13 protein-coding genes are annotated in these 14771 nt (G+C 72.3%); 8 read left to right on the top strand and 5 right to left on the bottom strand.

The features are described from left to right. The first annotated feature begins 14 nt into the window (after positions 1–14). Entirely contained in the window at positions 15–3119 is a 3105-nt protein-coding gene (locus AB8A24_RS23405; protein WP_369477486.1) for a DNRLRE domain-containing protein, read from the top strand. Positions 3120–3276: 157 nt separating this feature from the next. After that, positions 3277–4014: an SDR family oxidoreductase gene (locus AB8A24_RS23400; protein WP_369477484.1), complete on the top strand. Its 738-nt coding sequence runs from the start codon at positions 3277–3279 to the stop codon at positions 4012–4014. A gap of 250 nt (positions 4015–4264) precedes the next feature. Here AB8A24_RS23400 and alc read toward each other — a convergent pair whose 3' ends face one another. Together alc and allB are read right to left on the bottom strand one after the other, a co-directional pair. Beyond that, positions 4265–5383 (bottom strand): allantoicase, encoded by a 1119-nt coding sequence (alc, locus tag AB8A24_RS23395; RefSeq protein ID WP_369477482.1) that lies wholly within the window; start codon positions 5381–5383, stop codon positions 4265–4267. 3 nt (positions 5384–5386) lie between these two features. Beyond that, positions 5387–6730: an allantoinase AllB gene (allB, locus tag AB8A24_RS23390; RefSeq protein ID WP_369477480.1), complete on the bottom strand. Its 1344-nt coding sequence runs from the start codon at positions 6728–6730 to the stop codon at positions 5387–5389. Positions 6731–7057: 327 nt separating this feature from the next. Between allB and AB8A24_RS23385 the strand changes: the two genes are divergently transcribed. Then, the gene (locus AB8A24_RS23385) at positions 7058–7861 is read left to right on the top strand and encodes an IclR family transcriptional regulator (RefSeq protein WP_328960985.1); all 804 of its coding nucleotides are present in this window, start codon (positions 7058–7060) and stop codon (positions 7859–7861) included. A 92-nt stretch (positions 7862–7953) separates the two neighbouring features. Here the strand turns inward: AB8A24_RS23385 and AB8A24_RS23380 are convergent, their stop codons facing one another. Further along, entirely contained in the window at positions 7954–8640 is a 687-nt protein-coding gene (locus AB8A24_RS23380; protein ID WP_369477477.1) for an ABC transporter ATP-binding protein, read from the bottom strand. Beyond that, positions 8637–9725: an ABC transporter permease gene (locus AB8A24_RS23375; RefSeq protein WP_328960987.1), complete on the bottom strand. Its 1089-nt coding sequence runs from the start codon at positions 9723–9725 to the stop codon at positions 8637–8639. Before AB8A24_RS23375 ends, AB8A24_RS23380 begins: the two co-directional genes overlap by 4 nt. A gap of 134 nt (positions 9726–9859) precedes the next feature. Here AB8A24_RS23375 and AB8A24_RS23370 point away from each other — a divergent pair, with 134 nt between their 5' ends. The 3 genes from AB8A24_RS23370 (at position 9860) to AB8A24_RS23360 (ending at position 12326) form a co-directional block, all read left to right on the top strand. Continuing rightward, positions 9860–11110: a sensor histidine kinase gene (locus AB8A24_RS23370; RefSeq protein ID WP_369477475.1), complete on the top strand. Its 1251-nt coding sequence runs from the start codon at positions 9860–9862 to the stop codon at positions 11108–11110. Continuing rightward, positions 11107–11742, top strand: a complete 636-nt coding sequence (locus tag AB8A24_RS23365) for a response regulator transcription factor (protein ID WP_161295889.1) — start codon at positions 11107–11109, stop codon at positions 11740–11742. The genes AB8A24_RS23370 and AB8A24_RS23365 overlap by 4 nt, the downstream gene beginning before the upstream one ends. Positions 11743–11852: 110 nt before the next feature. Then, complete coding sequence (locus tag AB8A24_RS23360) at positions 11853–12326, top strand: hypothetical protein (RefSeq protein ID WP_369477472.1); 474 nt, start codon at positions 11853–11855, stop codon at positions 12324–12326. 20 nt (positions 12327–12346) lie between these two features. Here AB8A24_RS23360 and AB8A24_RS23355 read toward each other — a convergent pair whose 3' ends face one another. Then, the gene (locus AB8A24_RS23355) at positions 12347–13834 is read right to left on the bottom strand and encodes a PLP-dependent aminotransferase family protein (protein ID WP_328960990.1); all 1488 of its coding nucleotides are present in this window, start codon (positions 13832–13834) and stop codon (positions 12347–12349) included. A gap of 88 nt (positions 13835–13922) precedes the next feature. Between AB8A24_RS23355 and AB8A24_RS23350 the strand changes: the two genes are divergently transcribed. Both AB8A24_RS23350 and AB8A24_RS23345 read left to right on the top strand, forming a co-directional pair. Beyond that, positions 13923–14105: a hypothetical protein gene (locus AB8A24_RS23350; protein WP_328960991.1), complete on the top strand. Its 183-nt coding sequence runs from the start codon at positions 13923–13925 to the stop codon at positions 14103–14105. Continuing rightward, complete coding sequence (locus AB8A24_RS23345; protein ID WP_328960992.1) at positions 14072–14701, top strand: nucleotidyltransferase family protein; 630 nt, start codon at positions 14072–14074, stop codon at positions 14699–14701. Before AB8A24_RS23350 ends, AB8A24_RS23345 begins: the two co-directional genes overlap by 34 nt. Positions 14702–14771 lie beyond the last annotated feature (70 nt).

Genomic DNA, 14771 nt, shown 5'->3' with positions numbered 1-14771 from the left:
TGGGGGCTCTGGCCATGCTGGTGGCCACCGCTGTCGCGGTGCCCGTCGGCGTCCACGTGACCGGCGACGGGAAAGTGCACAACCGACCCGACAAGGACGCTCGGGTCGACGAACCACAGGCGCGGCAACTGGCCCAGAAGAGCGGCGAAGAAGTCGAGGTCACCACCGCGCGCAGCGCCAACACCACGACATGGGCGCAGCCAGACGGCTCGTTCCGCAAGCAGATCTTCAGTTCGGCCTTCCGCGCCAACGTGAACGGGCAGTGGAAGCCCATCGACACCGGTCTGGAACGGGTGAAGGACAGCTACGCGGCCAAGGCCGTCAACGGCCGCGTCCTCTTCAGCGGGGGGTCCAAGGAACAGGCAGGCGGCAGGGAACGCGCTGCTCGCGGCCTGAACCGGGTGGGCCTGCGGCAGGATACGCCCGGCCGGGAGTGGACCGAACTGGTCCACTTGACCACCGACGGCCACGACATGACCGTCAGCTGGCCCGGTGCCCTGCCCGCGCCTGTCATCGACGGCCCGCGCGCCCTGTACGAGAACGTCCGCCCCGGGATCGACCTGGTGATGACCGCCCAGGACGGCGGCTACTCCCACCTGCTGGTCGTCAAGGACAAGCAGGCGGCGGCCGACCCGCTGCTGGGGCAGCTGAAGTACCGTCTGGCCAGCCCCGACATGACGTTCCACCTGGACGACGAGTCGGACGCGCTGAGTGCCCGTGACGCCAAGGGCGAGGAGATCGCGGGCTCGCCGACCCCGATGATGTGGGACTCCAGCGGCAAGGTCGCCACCACCGACAACCAGCCGGCGTGGAAGCCGACCACCGTCGCGAAGCAGCACCCGACGCTGGCCCTGGCCGGCCTGGCCGGTGCGGAGGGCGCGCGCCTGAAGCCCGTGGCGGCGGCGCTTGCCGACAATGCACTGTCCCTCACCCCGGACAATGCACTGCTCAATGCCCCGGAAACGGTCTATCCGGTTTTCATCGACCCCTCTTTCAAGGGGCACAAGCACGCCTGGACCCTGCTCTACAAGACGGCAGAGAACGCGAGCTTCTACAACGGGCAGAACTTCAACGCGAGCGGCGCGCACGAAGCCCGCGTCGGATACGAGTCCACGAGCGGCGGTACCTCCCGTTCCATTTTCAACTTCGACTTCGGCAGCCAGCTCCACGGGTCCGAAATCATCTCGGCCCGCGTTCGGGCGTTGCAGACCTATTCGTGGTCGTGCGACACCAAACAGATGCTCATCTACGCGACCCCGTACATCACGTCGTCGAGCACCTGGAAGAACACCAACAACGCGGCCCACTGGGGAAGAGTGGTCGCCTCGGAGTACTCGGGATACGGCCACGACAGCGCGTGCCCCGACGACTGGATCGCACCCGACATCAAGGGCCTCGTCGCCGAAGCAGCCAACAACAGATGGGGGGCGCTGTCCCTGGGTTTCGCCGCCCCGAACGAGTCTGACTCGTACTACTGGAAGAAGTTCCTCGCCAACGGCGAGACCGCTCCGTACATCGACGTCGTCTACAACTCGCGCCCGGACACGCCGATCGCGGCGAACATGCAGACCTTCCCCGGCGGCCCGTGCCTGACCAGCTGGCCCGGAACCGGTATCGGCAAGACCAACGTCACTTTCCAGGCGAAGGGCACCGACCGCGACGGCAACCTCGACAAGGTCCAGATCTTGGTGTGGCCCGCCGCCGGCGGACAGCCGGTCTTCGACCAGTGGTTCGTGCCCAACAGCGACGGCGTCGTCACCGCCGAGGTGCCCTGGAACACCTTCACCGACGGCCAGACCTACTTCTGGCTCTCACGCGCCACGGACAAGGACGGCGCGTGGTCAGACAGCGGCCCGAACGACTCCGGTGGCGGTGGCTGGTGCACCTTCACCGTCAGCCACACCGTCCCGCCCAACCCGGCCGTCTCCTCCGCCGCCTTCCCGCCGCAGGGCGACGACTTCAACGAGTGGAGCACGGAGCCCGCCGGCACGACGGGACAGAGCTTCACCATCAAGGGCAACGGCGCCAAGGTGGAGGACATCCGCGAGTACCAGTGGAGCCTGAACCGGCCCTCCTTCGACCAGAAGGCCGTACCCAACCCGGGCAGTGACACGGTCTCCGTCCCGCTCCAGGTGGACACCACCGGCCCGAACGTCCTCTACGTCCGCACCGTCGGCAAGTCCGGCAACATCTCCACCCAGAGCACCTACGGCTTCCTCGTCCGGCCGCGGCCCGGCCAGGACACGCCCGGCGATGTCACCGGAGACGGCCACCCCGACCTCCTGGCCATCGACAACGACGGCAACCTACGCACCTACGCGGGAGACAGCGCCGGTGACACCGACGCCTACATCCCCGGCGCGGTCGAGAACGGCAAGCCCGTGGCCCCCGGCTACTGGAAGGACCCGGCCACCGGCCAGTCCGCACTCATCGGTCACGCCACCGACTGGTACCCCGGCGACGGCCTCACGGACCTGATCGCGCGGATGCCCGACGGCAAGCTCTACATCTATCCCGGCACCGGCACCGGCCAGTTCGACGTCGGCCGCCGTATGCAGATGCAGCTGCCCCTCAGCGCCCCCGATCCGTCCGTCTTCCGGCAGCTCGTCGTCACCGAGGACATCGACGGCGACGGCCTGGGCGAGATGTTCGCCCTGGATGCCGACGGCTTCTGGGTGTTCTCCGGCTATACCGGATCCAGCTTCGCCTCCTACAAGAAGATGGCCACCGGCTGGGCCGGCCGCGACATCGTCGGCGTCCGCGACGTCTCCGGGGACAAGGTCCCGGACCTGATCTTCCGGGACAACACCAACGCCAACCGCGGCCTGGCGCTGCGCAAGGGCAAGCCGGGAGTCAACGGCGGAGTCGACCTCGCGTCCCTGGAGTCCAAGGCGAACGCCGAAGGCGGCGAGGACTACACCTACGCCACCACCGGCTGGGGCAGGGCCGCCTACCCCAAGGTCCTCGGTACTCCCGATGCCAACGGTGACGGCATCCCCGACATCTGGGCCGTCGGGAACAACGAGAACCAGTGGCTCTTCCAAGGCGGAACCAGCACCGTCGGCGCCCCCATCGGCCGTGACGAGGACGGCTGGAACACCTTCCTGACCATCGGATAGCCAGGACGAACAGCGGTGACCGCGAGCGCCCTGCCAGGAGATCACTCCTGGCAGGGCGCTCCGGCGTTCCCCGGAACGCGAGGTCGGATTCCTGCCAGCGGGGTGGATCCCGGGGGGATTTGATTGAATTCGCAACCAATCGATGCGGAGGAACGGCATGGGCAGCAACAACACCGTGGCCCTGGTGACCGGTGGAAGCAGGGGCATCGGGGCGGCAGTCGCACTGCGGCTCGCCGAGGACGGCGCCGACGTCGCGATCACCTACGTCAGCGACGCGGAGGCCGCGGCCGAGGTCGTCGGGAAGGTCGAGGCGCTCGGGCGGCGGGCCGTCGCGCTGCGGGCCGATGCGCGGGACGCCGCCCAGGTCGCGAACGCCGTCGCGGAGACCGTACGGCGGTTCGGCCGGCTCGACGTGCTCGTCAACAACGCCGGTGTGGGCGTGCTCGGGCCACTGACGGAGTTGGCCCACGCCGACGTGGAGCGGGTGCTCGCGGTCAACGTGCGCGGGGTGTTCCACACGACGCAGGCCGCGGCCGCGCACCTCGGGTCCGGCGGGCGGATCATCACGATCGGCAGCTGCATGACCCAGCGGGTGCCGGGTCCGGGCGGGACGCTCTACGCGATGAGCAAGTCGGCGCTGACCGGGCTGACCAAGGCACTCGCCCGGGAGCTGGGTGGGCGCGGGATCACCGCGAACATCGTGCACCCGGGGCCGGTGGACACGGACATGAACCCGGCGGACGGACCCTACGCGGGGCCGCAGGCGGCGATGACGGCCCTCGGGCGGTTCGCGGCGCCGCGGGAGGTGGCGGCCGTGGTGTCCTTCCTCGCGGGCCCGGACGCCTCGTACGTGACGGGGGCGGAGTTCGCGGTGGACGGCGGGCACGCCGCGTAGCCCTCGGGCCGGGCGTGCGGGGCCCTCAGGCCGGGCGTGCGGGGCCCTCAGGCCGGGCGTGCGGGCGGGTTGCGGGGCCGCGCCCCCGGCGGTCCGGTGCGGGTCCGTACCACGGGGCTCCGCCCCGGACCCCGCGCCTCAAACGCCGGCGAGGCTGAGCTGGGGGGCTCGATCCGGATTCCGGCCTCGAACGCCGGCGAAGCCCGCCTCGAGGGTGTCGGCCCCGGGGCGGGCTTCGCGCACGGTGTGACTAGCCGCCCAGTTCCTGGTGGCGGGCCGTCAGCGCGGTCGCGCCGGACTCCGTCAGGGAGCCGTACAGGCGCAGGCGGGAGAAGCCGCCGTCCGGGAAGATGTCGATCCGGACGTGCGTACCGACCGCCGGGGCGTCCAGGACGAAGCGGTGGTTGGTGTCGGGCTGCAGGCGGGTGCGCGGCAGGAACTCCGTCCACTCGCCCTCCTCGCCGGTCTTGACCGACAGCGAGGCCCAGCCGGCCGAGTTGCCCTTGAGGTACGCGGTGTCGATCTCGACGGCGCGGATCTCGGACTCGGCGACGAGCTGGTAGCGGATCCAGTCGTTGCCGTTGTCGCGGCGGCGCGCGGTCTCCCAGCCGTCGTCCATCTTGCGGGAGCGGCCCGGGTTGATGGTGTTGGTCGGCGGGGAGTAGAAGCGGTTGGAGGCGTCCTGGACGGAGCCGCCGTTCTCCAAGGCCACCACGTCGAAGGAGCCGAGCGCGTCGAGCCACTTCGGGTCGGGCAGGACCTCGCCGTAGACGCGCAGGCGGGCGATGCCACCGTCGGGGTGCTGGTTGACGCGCAGGTGGGTGAAGCGCTGCTCGGCGTCCACCTCGAAGCCGTTGGCCGCGTGGCCGCCGACCGGGGTGCGGGCGACGACGGTCGTCCACTTCACGTCGTCGCCCTGGAGCTCCTCCGGGGTCGGCGCGAGGGCGCCCGCCCAGTTGGTGGCCTCGACGGAGACGGCCTGCGGCATGTTGCCGCGGAAGTGGGCGGTGTCGACCACGATGCCGCGGATGATGCCGGGGGCGCCCAGGCGTACGAGCGCCCAGTCGTGGTCCTCGGGGGTCGGCCAGGGCTGGGTGGCGGAGACGCCACGGCGGCGGCGGGTCTCCCAGCCGTCCATGACCTTGCCCTTGTGGCCGAAGTCCTCGGGGTCGAAGTGCGCGGCCTCGGAGATCAGCAGGTTCTCGCGCTGGGCGAAGAACTCGTCGTTGGCGGCGATGACACCGGCGCCCAGCTCACGGGCGGCGAGGTTCGCGTACTGGGTGAAGGGGAACTCCGCGCTGCGGTAGTCCGCGTACGGGTCGCCGCCTCCGTACGGGTTCGCGTTGCCGGTGAAGGATTCAATCGCCACTGGTCAGTTCTGCCTTTCGAGGAGGAGGCCCGTGGGCTCGGTCGGGGTGCCGTGGTCGGCGATCCGCGCGCCACGCAGCCAGGTGGACTTCACGACGCCGTGCAGGGTCTTGCCCGCGTACGCCGTGACCTGGTTGCGGTGGTGGAGTTCGGCCGGGTCCACAGTGAACGTTTCTTCAGGGGCCAGGACGGCGAAGTCGGCGTCGCGGCCGACCGCGATCGCGCCCTTCTGCGCCAGCCCGGCGAGGGCGGCGGGGGCCGCGGACATCCAGCGGACGACGTCCTCCAGGGTCCGGCCGCGGCGGCGCGCCTCGGTCCAGATGGCGGGAAGGCCCAGCTGGAGGGAGGAGATGCCGCCCCACGCGGTGGAGAAGTCGTCGGTCTTCAGGTCCGCGGTGGAGGGCGAGTGGTCGGAGACGATGCAGTCGATCGTGCCGTCGGCGAGCGCGTCCCACAGCAGGTCCTGGTTGGCGGCCTCGCGGATGGGCGGGCAGCACTTGAACTCGCTGGCGCCGTCCGGCACTTCCTCGGCCGTGAGGGTGAGGTAGTGCGGGCAGGACTCGACGGTGATCTTGACGCCCTCGGCCTTGGCGGCGGCGATCAGCGGCAGGGCGTCGGAGGAGGACAGGTGCAGCACGTGCACGCGGGCGTTCAGCCGCTTGGCCTGGGCGATCAGGTTGCCGATCGCGGTGTTCTCGGCGTCGCGCGGCCGGGAGGCGAGGAAGTCGGCGTACTTGGGGCCCGGGACGACGGGAGCGGCGTCCAGGTGGTGCGGGTCCTCGGCGTGCACGATGAGCAGGCCACCGAAGCCGGTGATCTCGGCGAGGGAGGTGGCCAGCTGCTCCTGGTCGAGCTCGGGGAACTCGTCCACGCCCGAGGGCGACAGGAAGCACTTGAACCCGTAGACGCCGGCGTCGTGCAGCGGCGCCAGGTCCTTCACGTTGTCCGGCAGGGCGCCGCCCCAGAAGCCGACGTCCACGTGCGCCTTGGCACGGGCGACCTCCTGCTTGACGCGCAGGTTGTCGGTCGTCGTGGTCGGCGGCAGGGAGTTCAGCGGCATGTCGAGGATCGTGGTGATGCCGCCGGCTGCCGCGGCGCGGGTGGCCGTCCAGAAGCCCTCCCACTCGGTGCGACCCGGGTCGTTGACGTGGACGTGGGTGTCGACCAGGCCGGGGAGCAGGACGTCGTCGCCGAAGTCCTCCAGCCGGGCTCCGGCCGGTACCTCGGCCTCGTAGGCCAGCACGGCCGCGATCTTCCCGCCGGCGACGGCCACCGAAGCGGCGCGCGTCCCCTCGGGGGTGATGACGCGCGTCGAGCGCAGTACCAGTTCCACAGCCACGTCGGCCACCGAACCTCCCCATCTACTTCCACAGAGCGAAATTCAACGTTCTGTTGACGGAGTCTTCCCGGCGATCGGTACCCAGTCAAGAGCGTCCGGACGGACCACCGACCCACCAGGACCGCAATTGGATGTTTCCACAGGATGGAATTAAGATTTCGCTATACAGAATGTAGCTATCACCACCGGGAACCGGGCGGATAACTTCCGGAGGACGTCCGCCACCAGGACAAACCCTCTCTGACCGGCGGCGACGACCTCGACCCCAGCACTGGGACGGACGCCGACCGCCGGGTAGGCTGCTCCCTTGCCTGCCAGCACCGAAAGGACCGCGCCGTGCCGACGTCCAGCGCCAGCACCACCGACGCTTCCTCGAAGACCCCCGCCGCCGGCGGTGGCGTCCAGTCCCTCGAGCGCGCCTTCGACCTGCTCGAACGCATGGCCGATGCCGGGGGTGAGGTCGGCCTCAGCGAGCTCTCCGCCGCCAGCGGTCTGCCTCTGCCCACGATCCACCGCCTGATGCGCACGCTGGTGGCGTGCGGCTACGTACGCCAGCAGCCCAATCGACGGTACGCCCTCGGCCCCCGTCTGATCCGCCTCGGCGAGTCCGCGTCGCGCCTGTTGGGTACCTGGGCCCGTCCCTACCTCGCCCGTCTGGTCGAGGAGACCGGGGAGACGGCGAACATGGCCCTCCTCGACGGCGACGAGATCGTCTACGTCGCCCAGGTGCCCTCCAAGCACTCCATGCGCATGTTCACCGAGGTCGGCCGCCGGGTGCTGCCGCACTCCACCGGTGTGGGCAAGGCGCTCCTCGCCCACACCCCGGCCGACGAGGTACGGGCCCTGCTGGCCCGCACCGGGATGCCGGCGGCGACCGAGAAGACCATCACCACGCCCGACGGCTTCCTCGACGCGTTGGAGCAGGTCCGCAAGGTGGGCTACGCGGTCGACGACAACGAGCAGGAGATAGGAGTCCGCTGCCTCGCCGTGTCGGTGCCGAACTCGCCGACCGCCGCCGCGATCTCCATCTCGGGTCCGGCGGGCCGGGTCACGGAGGCGGTGGCCGAGTCCTTCGTGCCGATCCTGCAGGGCGTGGCCGCCGAGCTCTCGGTGGCGCTGGCCAACCAGAGCCCCGCGTAGGTTCGCACCGTCCTACGGAAAAGGCCCCGGCCGCCCCTCGCTTCGAGGGACGGCCGGGGCCTTCGCCTATGCCTGGTCCGGGTCCGTGCCGCTCAACGCACCGGGGCGGCGGCGAGCGTCAGGCCGCCGTCCGTCATCGTCGCCGTGCGGTCCATCCGCTCCAGGTGGGCGTGGTCGTGCGTGACCAGCACCGTGGCCGTGGAGCGTTCCCGGGTCAGGGTGACCAGCAGGTCGAGCACGGCCGCGCCGCGCTCGTGGTCCAGCGCGCTGGTCGGCTCGTCGACCAGCAGCACCGCGGGCTCGTTCATCAGGGCGCGGGCTATGTTGATCCGCTGCCGCTGACCGCCGGAGAGCTGGTGGGGGCGCTTGTCGGCCTTGTCGGCCAGACCCACCGCGTCCAGCAGCTCCAGCGCCCGCCTGCGCACCGCGCGCGCGGGGCGGCCGGAAAGGTGCGCCATGACCTGGAGCTGTTCGGCGGCGGTCAACGAGGCCAGCAGGTTCGGCTGCTGGAAGACGATGCCGATCTTCTCCCGGCGCAGGGCCGACTTCTCGGCGGGGCCGAGCTCCGTGGTGTCCTGGCCCGCGACGACGACCCGGCCGGAGTCCGGGGTGACGAGGGTGGCGGCCACCGCGAGCAGGCTGGACTTGCCGGAGCCCGAGGGCCCGATGACCGCCGTCAGCGTGCCGGCGGGCACCTCCAGGCCGACCGCGTCCAGGGCGGTGAGCCGGCTCTCGCCGTCGGGGTAGGTCAGCGTGACGTCGTGGACGAGGAGGGTCATCGGGCGCTCCCGAGGGCGGTCAGCGGGTCGACGGCGGTGATCCGCCGGATGGACAGGGCAGCGCCCAGCGCGCCGAGCAGGATCATGATCGCGGCGGGGACGAGCACCGTGGCGGCGTCGAGGACGAAGGGCACGGGGCCGCCGCTGATCAGCGCGCCGAAGCCGGCGGCGAGCGCGGTCCCCAGCCCGGTACCGATGGCGAGCATCACGACGGCCTGGCCGAGGGCGTCCTTCAGGAGGTACGGGGTGGAAGCACCCAGTGCCTTCAGGACGGCGATGTCCCCGCTGCGCTGGATCGTCCACACCGTGAAGAAGGCCCCTATGACCAGGGCGGAGATGGCGAAGAGGAAGCCGCGCATCAGCTGCAGCGAGCCGTTCTCGGCCTGGTACGAGCCGATGGCGCCCAGGGCCTCGTCCACGGTCTGCGCCTGGGTCGCGGCGGCCTTGTCCGCGGCGGCGAGGTCCGCACCGGCGCCGGCGGAGACGGCGACGACGGTGGCGAGGGTGTCGATGGAGGTGCCGGGGTTACCGACGCGCTGCCAGTCGCCCAGGTCCATCCAGACGACCGGGGTGTGGCTGTAGGCGGCGGTCCCGGACACGCCCGCCACGGTCAGTTCCAGCGGGCCGATCTTGAGCTTGGCCCCGGCGGTCAGGCCGCCCAGCTCCTTCGCGGCCTTCTCGGTGAGGACCACCTGGCCCTGGGTGAGACCCGCGTTCCGCGGTGCGAGCCCCCCGGCGGAGGCCACCCCGAAGACCGAGACCGCGGCGGTGCGCTCACCCGAGACGGCGTTGGTGGTGCGGATGCCGAGCGGCTCGGCCGCCTTCACCCCGGGCCGCTCGCGCCAGGCCAGCCAGGCGGGCTCGGCCACCTGGGAGTTGGTGAAGGACACCTTCTGGTCCCCGGTGGGCGCGGCGAAGGCCAGGTGCGTGGCGGGCAGACCGGTGATGGCCGAGATGTTCTCCCGGGCCAGGCCGGAGGTGAGCCCGGACAGCAGTCCCACCAGCAGCGTGATGAGCAGCACGACCGAGCCCATGAGGGCGAATCGGCCCTTGGCGAACCGTAGATCTCTCCATGCGACGAACATGTTCCCCACCTTGGTCTTCCGCGTGGACACAAGGCATCGCGCCACCGTAGTGATCCTCGTATCGAAGGGTGCGTCCGGACATCAAACTTTCGGTTGACCGGGGCCGGTCCGCCCCCACTTACGCTGGTCCGGACATGACTGCTCCCGTTTCCTCCGTCTCCCCCGCCACGCGTGCCCTGACGCCCGTGTCCAAGGTGCTGCGGCTGTGCCTGCACGCGCTGCTCCTCGGCCTGCTCGCGCTCGCCGCCGGGCGGGCCGTCACCGATTCCGCAGCCCGGGCAGGCTGGGTGATCGCCGCCTGCGCGGTGCTCGCCCTCGTCTACGCGGGCGGCGTTCGGGCCCCCGCCGTGCACAGCTCGCCGCGCGCCGGGGCGCTGTGGCTGGCCGGGCTCGGCGCGACCTGGGCGGGCCTGCTCGTGGTCTCCCCCGACGGGCTGTGGATCGCCTTCCCGCTGTACTTCCTGGAGCTGCAGCTGTTGCGGCTGCGCTGGGGGGTCACGGCCGTCGCGGTGACCGCCTGCGCGGCCATCGGCGGGTTCGTCGCGCACAGCGGCGCGGCGACCCCCGGGGCCTTCCTCGGGCCGCTGCTGGGCGGGGCGGTGGCGGTGGCGACCGTACTGGGCTACCAGGCGCTGTACCGCGAGAGCGAGCGCCGCCGGGAGCTGATCGAGGAGCTGATCACCACCCGGGCCGAGCTGGCCGCGGCCGAGCGGGGGGCCGGGATCCTGGCCGAGCGGGAGCGGCTGGCCCGGGAGATCCACGACACCCTCGCCCAGGGCCTGTCCTCCATCCAATTGCTGCTGCGGGCGGCCGAGCGGGCGCTGCCGGCGCAGGCCCCGGCGCTGGAGCACATCGCCCGGGCGCGCGAGGCGGCCCAGGAGAACCTCGCCGAGGCCCGCCGTTTCGTACGGGCCCTCACCCCGCCGGACCTGGAGCACGGGTCACTGGCGGCCGCGCTGGAGCGGCTGTGCGCGGGGGTCCCGGGGCCGCGCGTGCGGTTCTCGCTGAGCGGCACCCCGCGGGTGCTGCCCACCCCGTACGAGGTGGCCCTGCTGCGGATCGCCCAGTCGGCGCTGGCCAATGTGGTGCGGCACGCGCGGGCCGGGCGCGCCGAGATCACCCTGACGTTCATGGACGCCTCGGTGACCCTGGACATCGTCGACGACGGGCACGGCTTCGACCCGGCGTCGGTGTCACCGGGCTCGGTGGGCTCCGGCGACGGCGGTTTCGGGCTGCCCGCGATGCGCTCGCGCGCCGAGACCCTGGGCGGGCTGTTCACCGTGGAGTCCGACCCCGGCCAGGGCACCGCCGTGGCCGTCACCCTGCCGCTGCCCCTCGAACACCTCGAACACGCGGAACGTCCGCACGCCGTGGAGGCCCTGTGACCGTCCGTCTCCTGCTCGCCGACGACCACCCGGTGGTCCGGGCCGGGCTGCGCGCGGTGCTGGACACCGAACCGGACTTCGCGGTGGTGGCCGAGGCGGCGACCGCCGAGCGGGCGGTGGAGCTGGCCGCTCGTGAACCGGTGGACGTGGTCCTGATGGACCTGCAGTTCGGTCCCGGTCCCGGTATGCACGGCTCCGAGGCCACGGCCCTGATCACCGCCCGCCCGGGCGCGCCCCGGGTGCTGGTGCTGACCACGTACGACACGGACGCGGACATCCTGGCGGCGGTGGAGGCGGGCGCCTCCGGCTACCTGCTCAAGGACGCCCCGCCGGAGGAGCTCGCGGCGGCCGTCCGCACGGCCGCGGCGGGCCAGTCGGCCCTGGCCCCGGCGGTGGCGCTACGCCTGATGGACCGGATGCGGACCCCGGCGGAGGCGCTGACGAAGCGGGAGCTGGAGGTGCTGCAGCTGGTCGCGGACGGCCTGTCGAACCAGCAGATCTCCAAGAGGCTCTTCCTCAGCCAGGCCACCGTCAAATCCCACCTGGTGCACATCTACGCCAAGCTCGGCGTCGACTCCCGCACCTCGGCGGTCGCGGCGGCCGCCACCCGCCGGCTGATCCGCACCCCGTAGGGGGGTCTGCCCCCGGGCGGACAGGCCGGGCAGCAGGCGGGTGCCGGGGTGCGGGGCGGCGGGAGCATCGGGGTGTCGAGTCGTCGAGTCACCGCAGCGAGAGCGAGCCCATGATGCCTGCCACCTTCATCCCCGCGCGCCGGGCGGCGGAGCGCCCCGCCGCCGGCCCGCCGCCCGCCGTGCGCGCCGCCTTCGCGCTCTGGGTCACCGCCGTGGCCGCGGGCGCCTTCGAGACCGCGCTGATGGTGGGCCGGGATCCGGCCGAAGGCTTCGGCGCGGGTCTGGCGGTGCGGCTGGTGGTGTTCACCGCCGCCGTGCTGGTCGCCGTACGCATGCGCCGCGGCGCCGGCTGGGCCCGGATCACCCTGGCGATCGGGCTCGGGGTCCTCGGCACCGCCTCGCTGGTGGTCGAACCGCTCGGGTACCTCCTCGACGGCGGGTCCCTCGCCGACGCGCTCGCCCGCGCGGACGCCCTGGAGTGGGTCTTCGCCATCAGCAGGACGGTCCACCTGGCGGCCGTGCTGACGGCGGTGGTGCTGATGTTCCGCCCGGCGGCGAACCGGTACTTCCGCGAGGCCGCATAAGGCCCACGGAGAAACTCCCCTCAAGCCACCCAGTGCGGCCGCTCCACCGCCGACGGCAGCGGCACCCCGTCGTGGAAGGCGCTCGCGAGGCGGCGGACGCCCTCGTCGAGCCGGTCGGCGGGGAGCGTGTACGGGATCCTGAGCCGGTGTTCGAAGGTGCCCGGGTCGACCCCGAAGCGGGCGCCGCGGCCGATGTGCACCCCGGCCGCGGCGGCCCGCTCGGACAGGGCGGAGCTGACCGACTCGCCCAGGTCGACCCAGAGCGAGAGGCCGCCCGGCGGAACCTGCCAGGACCATTCCGGGGTGTACCGCTGGAGCGCCCGGACCAGGGCCTCGCGTCGGCTCCGTAGCTGCGCCAGCCGGGCGGGCAGGTCCCGGTCCATGTCGTCCAGCAGCGGGAGCGCGACCAGCTGGTCGAGCACCGAGCCGGTCATGTCGGCGGAGACCCGCACGGCCGTCAGCTCCGTGATCATCTTCGCGGAGGCCCGGATCCACCCCACCCGCAGCCCGCCCCAGTGCGTCTTGCTGAGCGAGCCGATGGTGATCACGTGGTCCGCACCGCCGCGCGGGGCGAGGGAGGCCAGCGGCGCGGGGGCGGGTACGTCCAGCGCGATGTCGGCGATCGTCTCGTCGACGACCAGCCAGGTCCCGGTGGCACGGGTCGCCGCGAGCAGGCGCAGCCGCTGCTCCGGTGGCATCAGCGCGCCCGTCGGGTTGTGGAAGTCGGGGATCACGTAGGCCAGCCTGGGCACGGTCTGGCGCAGGGTGGACTCGGCTATCTCCAGGTCCCAGCCCGCGTCGGAGACGGCGATGGATCCGGTGCGCAGCCGTGCGTGGCGCAGGGCGTCGAGGGCGTTGGCGTAGGTCGGGTTCTCGGTCACGACCCGGTCCCCGGGGCGGCAGAGCAGGCTGACGACCAGCGAGAAGGCCTGCTGGGCGCCGGCCGTCACCAGGATCTGCTCGGGGCGCGTGGGGAGCCCGCGCCGGGTGAAGCGGTCGGCGACGGCGCTACGGAGGTCGGGCAGGCCGAAGGGGTGGTAGCCGGGGTCCCGGGCGAGCCGGGGCAGCCTGGGCGCCGCCCAGGCGAAGGCGGCGGCGAGGCCGTCCTCCGGGGCGCCCATCGCGGCGATGGCGAGGTCGACGCCGGGATCGCCGTCGGCGCTGTAGCCGCCGGCGCCGAGGAGGGCGTGGGCGCCGACCGGGCGGTGGCCGTCCGGGAGCTCGGTCCAGGTGCCGGAGCCGCGCCGGCTGCGTACGTAGCCGCTCTCGCGCAGCAGGTCGTAGGCGCCGGTGACGGTGGCCCGGCTGGCGCCGACCGCCTCGGCGAGCTCGCGTTCGGAGGGCAGTCGCACGTGCAGGGCGATGCGGCCGTCGAGGATCAGCGTGCGGACGGCGTCGGCGAGCGCCCGGTAGCCGGGGCGGGCCAGGACGTCGGCGGGCAGCAGGGCCGCGAGCCGGCGGCTGCCGATGGTTCTGTCCGCTGTCTGGACCACTCGCCCGTTTGCCATGCCAACCTCCCCTGATTGGCTCTGACGGCCAGGCCAATCGAGGACCAGACTCGCCGTATTGGCCCTCGATTGGCAAGGAGATACCGAGATGCTGACCGACCGTGACGAACGCGCCCTGCTGGCCGCCACCGAGAACCGGATCGCCCGTCCGCTGCGGATCGGGGCCGTGCCGGCCGCCGTACGGCGCGCCCTGGCGCGGCGGTCACTCGCGCGCACGCAGGGGCGAGAATCGGTGGCATGTCATCCCACACACACTCCGGTCCGCCCCTGATCCCGGGCTCCCCCGTGATCGCGGGCCTGCTCCTGGCGGCCGGCGGCGGCCGTCGGCTCGGCGGGCGGCCCAAGGCGCTGCTCCCCTATCGCGGCCGCCCGCTGGTCGAGAACGCCGTACGGGTCCTGCGCGAGGCGGGCTGCGGTCCGGTGCACGTGGTGCTCGGCGCCTCGGCGGCCGAGGTCCGCGAGCGCGCGGACCTGGCCGGCTGCGTGGTCGTGGACAACCCGGACTGGGCGCAGGGGATGGGCTCCTCCCTGCGGGTGGGCCTCACCTCCCTGGCCGGTACGGGCGCCGGCGCGGCCCTGGTCTCACTGGTGGACCAGCCGGGCATCGGCCCGGTGGCCGTGGCCCGGGTGCTGGCGGCGTACCGCTCCCCCACGAGCCTGGTGGCGGCGGCGTACGACGGGGAGCGCGGGCATCCCGTGCTGTTCGGCGCGGACCGCTGGGCGGACATCGCGGCGACGGCGACGGGCGACAAGGGGGCCCGGGTCCATCTGGCGCGCCACGCCGGAGAGCTCATGCTGGTGGAGTGCTCCGACGTCGCGGAGGCCTTCGACATCGACACACCGCCCGACCTGGCACGACTCCTCTGAGCACCGCGTGACGACAGTGGCACTGAGGGCCACGGACAAGTGGAATCTGTCGACTCAGAGAATCTCGACA

Origin of the sequence: Streptomyces sp. BF23-19 (assembly GCF_041106355.1) — a bacterium.
In the GTDB taxonomy this organism is placed as follows: domain Bacteria; phylum Actinomycetota; class Actinomycetes; order Streptomycetales; family Streptomycetaceae; genus Streptomyces; species Streptomyces virginiae_A.
The sequence above is the reverse complement of the archived record's forward strand: the minus strand, read 5'-3'. Positions and strand labels throughout refer to the sequence as shown.

Coding starts and splice junctions, on each gene's coding strand:
- AB8A24_RS23405 (WP_369477486.1), top strand. CDS start 15: ATGCTGGTGGCCACCGCTGTCGCGGTGCCCGTCGGCGTCCACGTGACC.
- AB8A24_RS23400 (WP_369477484.1), top strand. CDS start 3,277: ATGGGCAGCAACAACACCGTGGCCCTGGTGACCGGTGGAAGCAGGGGC.
- AB8A24_RS23380 (WP_369477477.1), bottom strand. CDS start 8,640: ATGACCCTCCTCGTCCACGACGTCACGCTGACCTACCCCGACGGCGAG.
- AB8A24_RS23375 (WP_328960987.1), bottom strand. CDS start 9,725: ATGTTCGTCGCATGGAGAGATCTACGGTTCGCCAAGGGCCGATTCGCC.
- AB8A24_RS23370 (WP_369477475.1), top strand. CDS start 9,860: ATGACTGCTCCCGTTTCCTCCGTCTCCCCCGCCACGCGTGCCCTGACG.
- AB8A24_RS23360 (WP_369477472.1), top strand. CDS start 11,853: ATGATGCCTGCCACCTTCATCCCCGCGCGCCGGGCGGCGGAGCGCCCC.
- AB8A24_RS23355 (WP_328960990.1), bottom strand. CDS start 13,834: ATGGCAAACGGGCGAGTGGTCCAGACAGCGGACAGAACCATCGGCAGC.
- AB8A24_RS23350 (WP_328960991.1), top strand. CDS start 13,923: ATGCTGACCGACCGTGACGAACGCGCCCTGCTGGCCGCCACCGAGAAC.
- AB8A24_RS23345 (WP_328960992.1), top strand. CDS start 14,072: ATGTCATCCCACACACACTCCGGTCCGCCCCTGATCCCGGGCTCCCCC.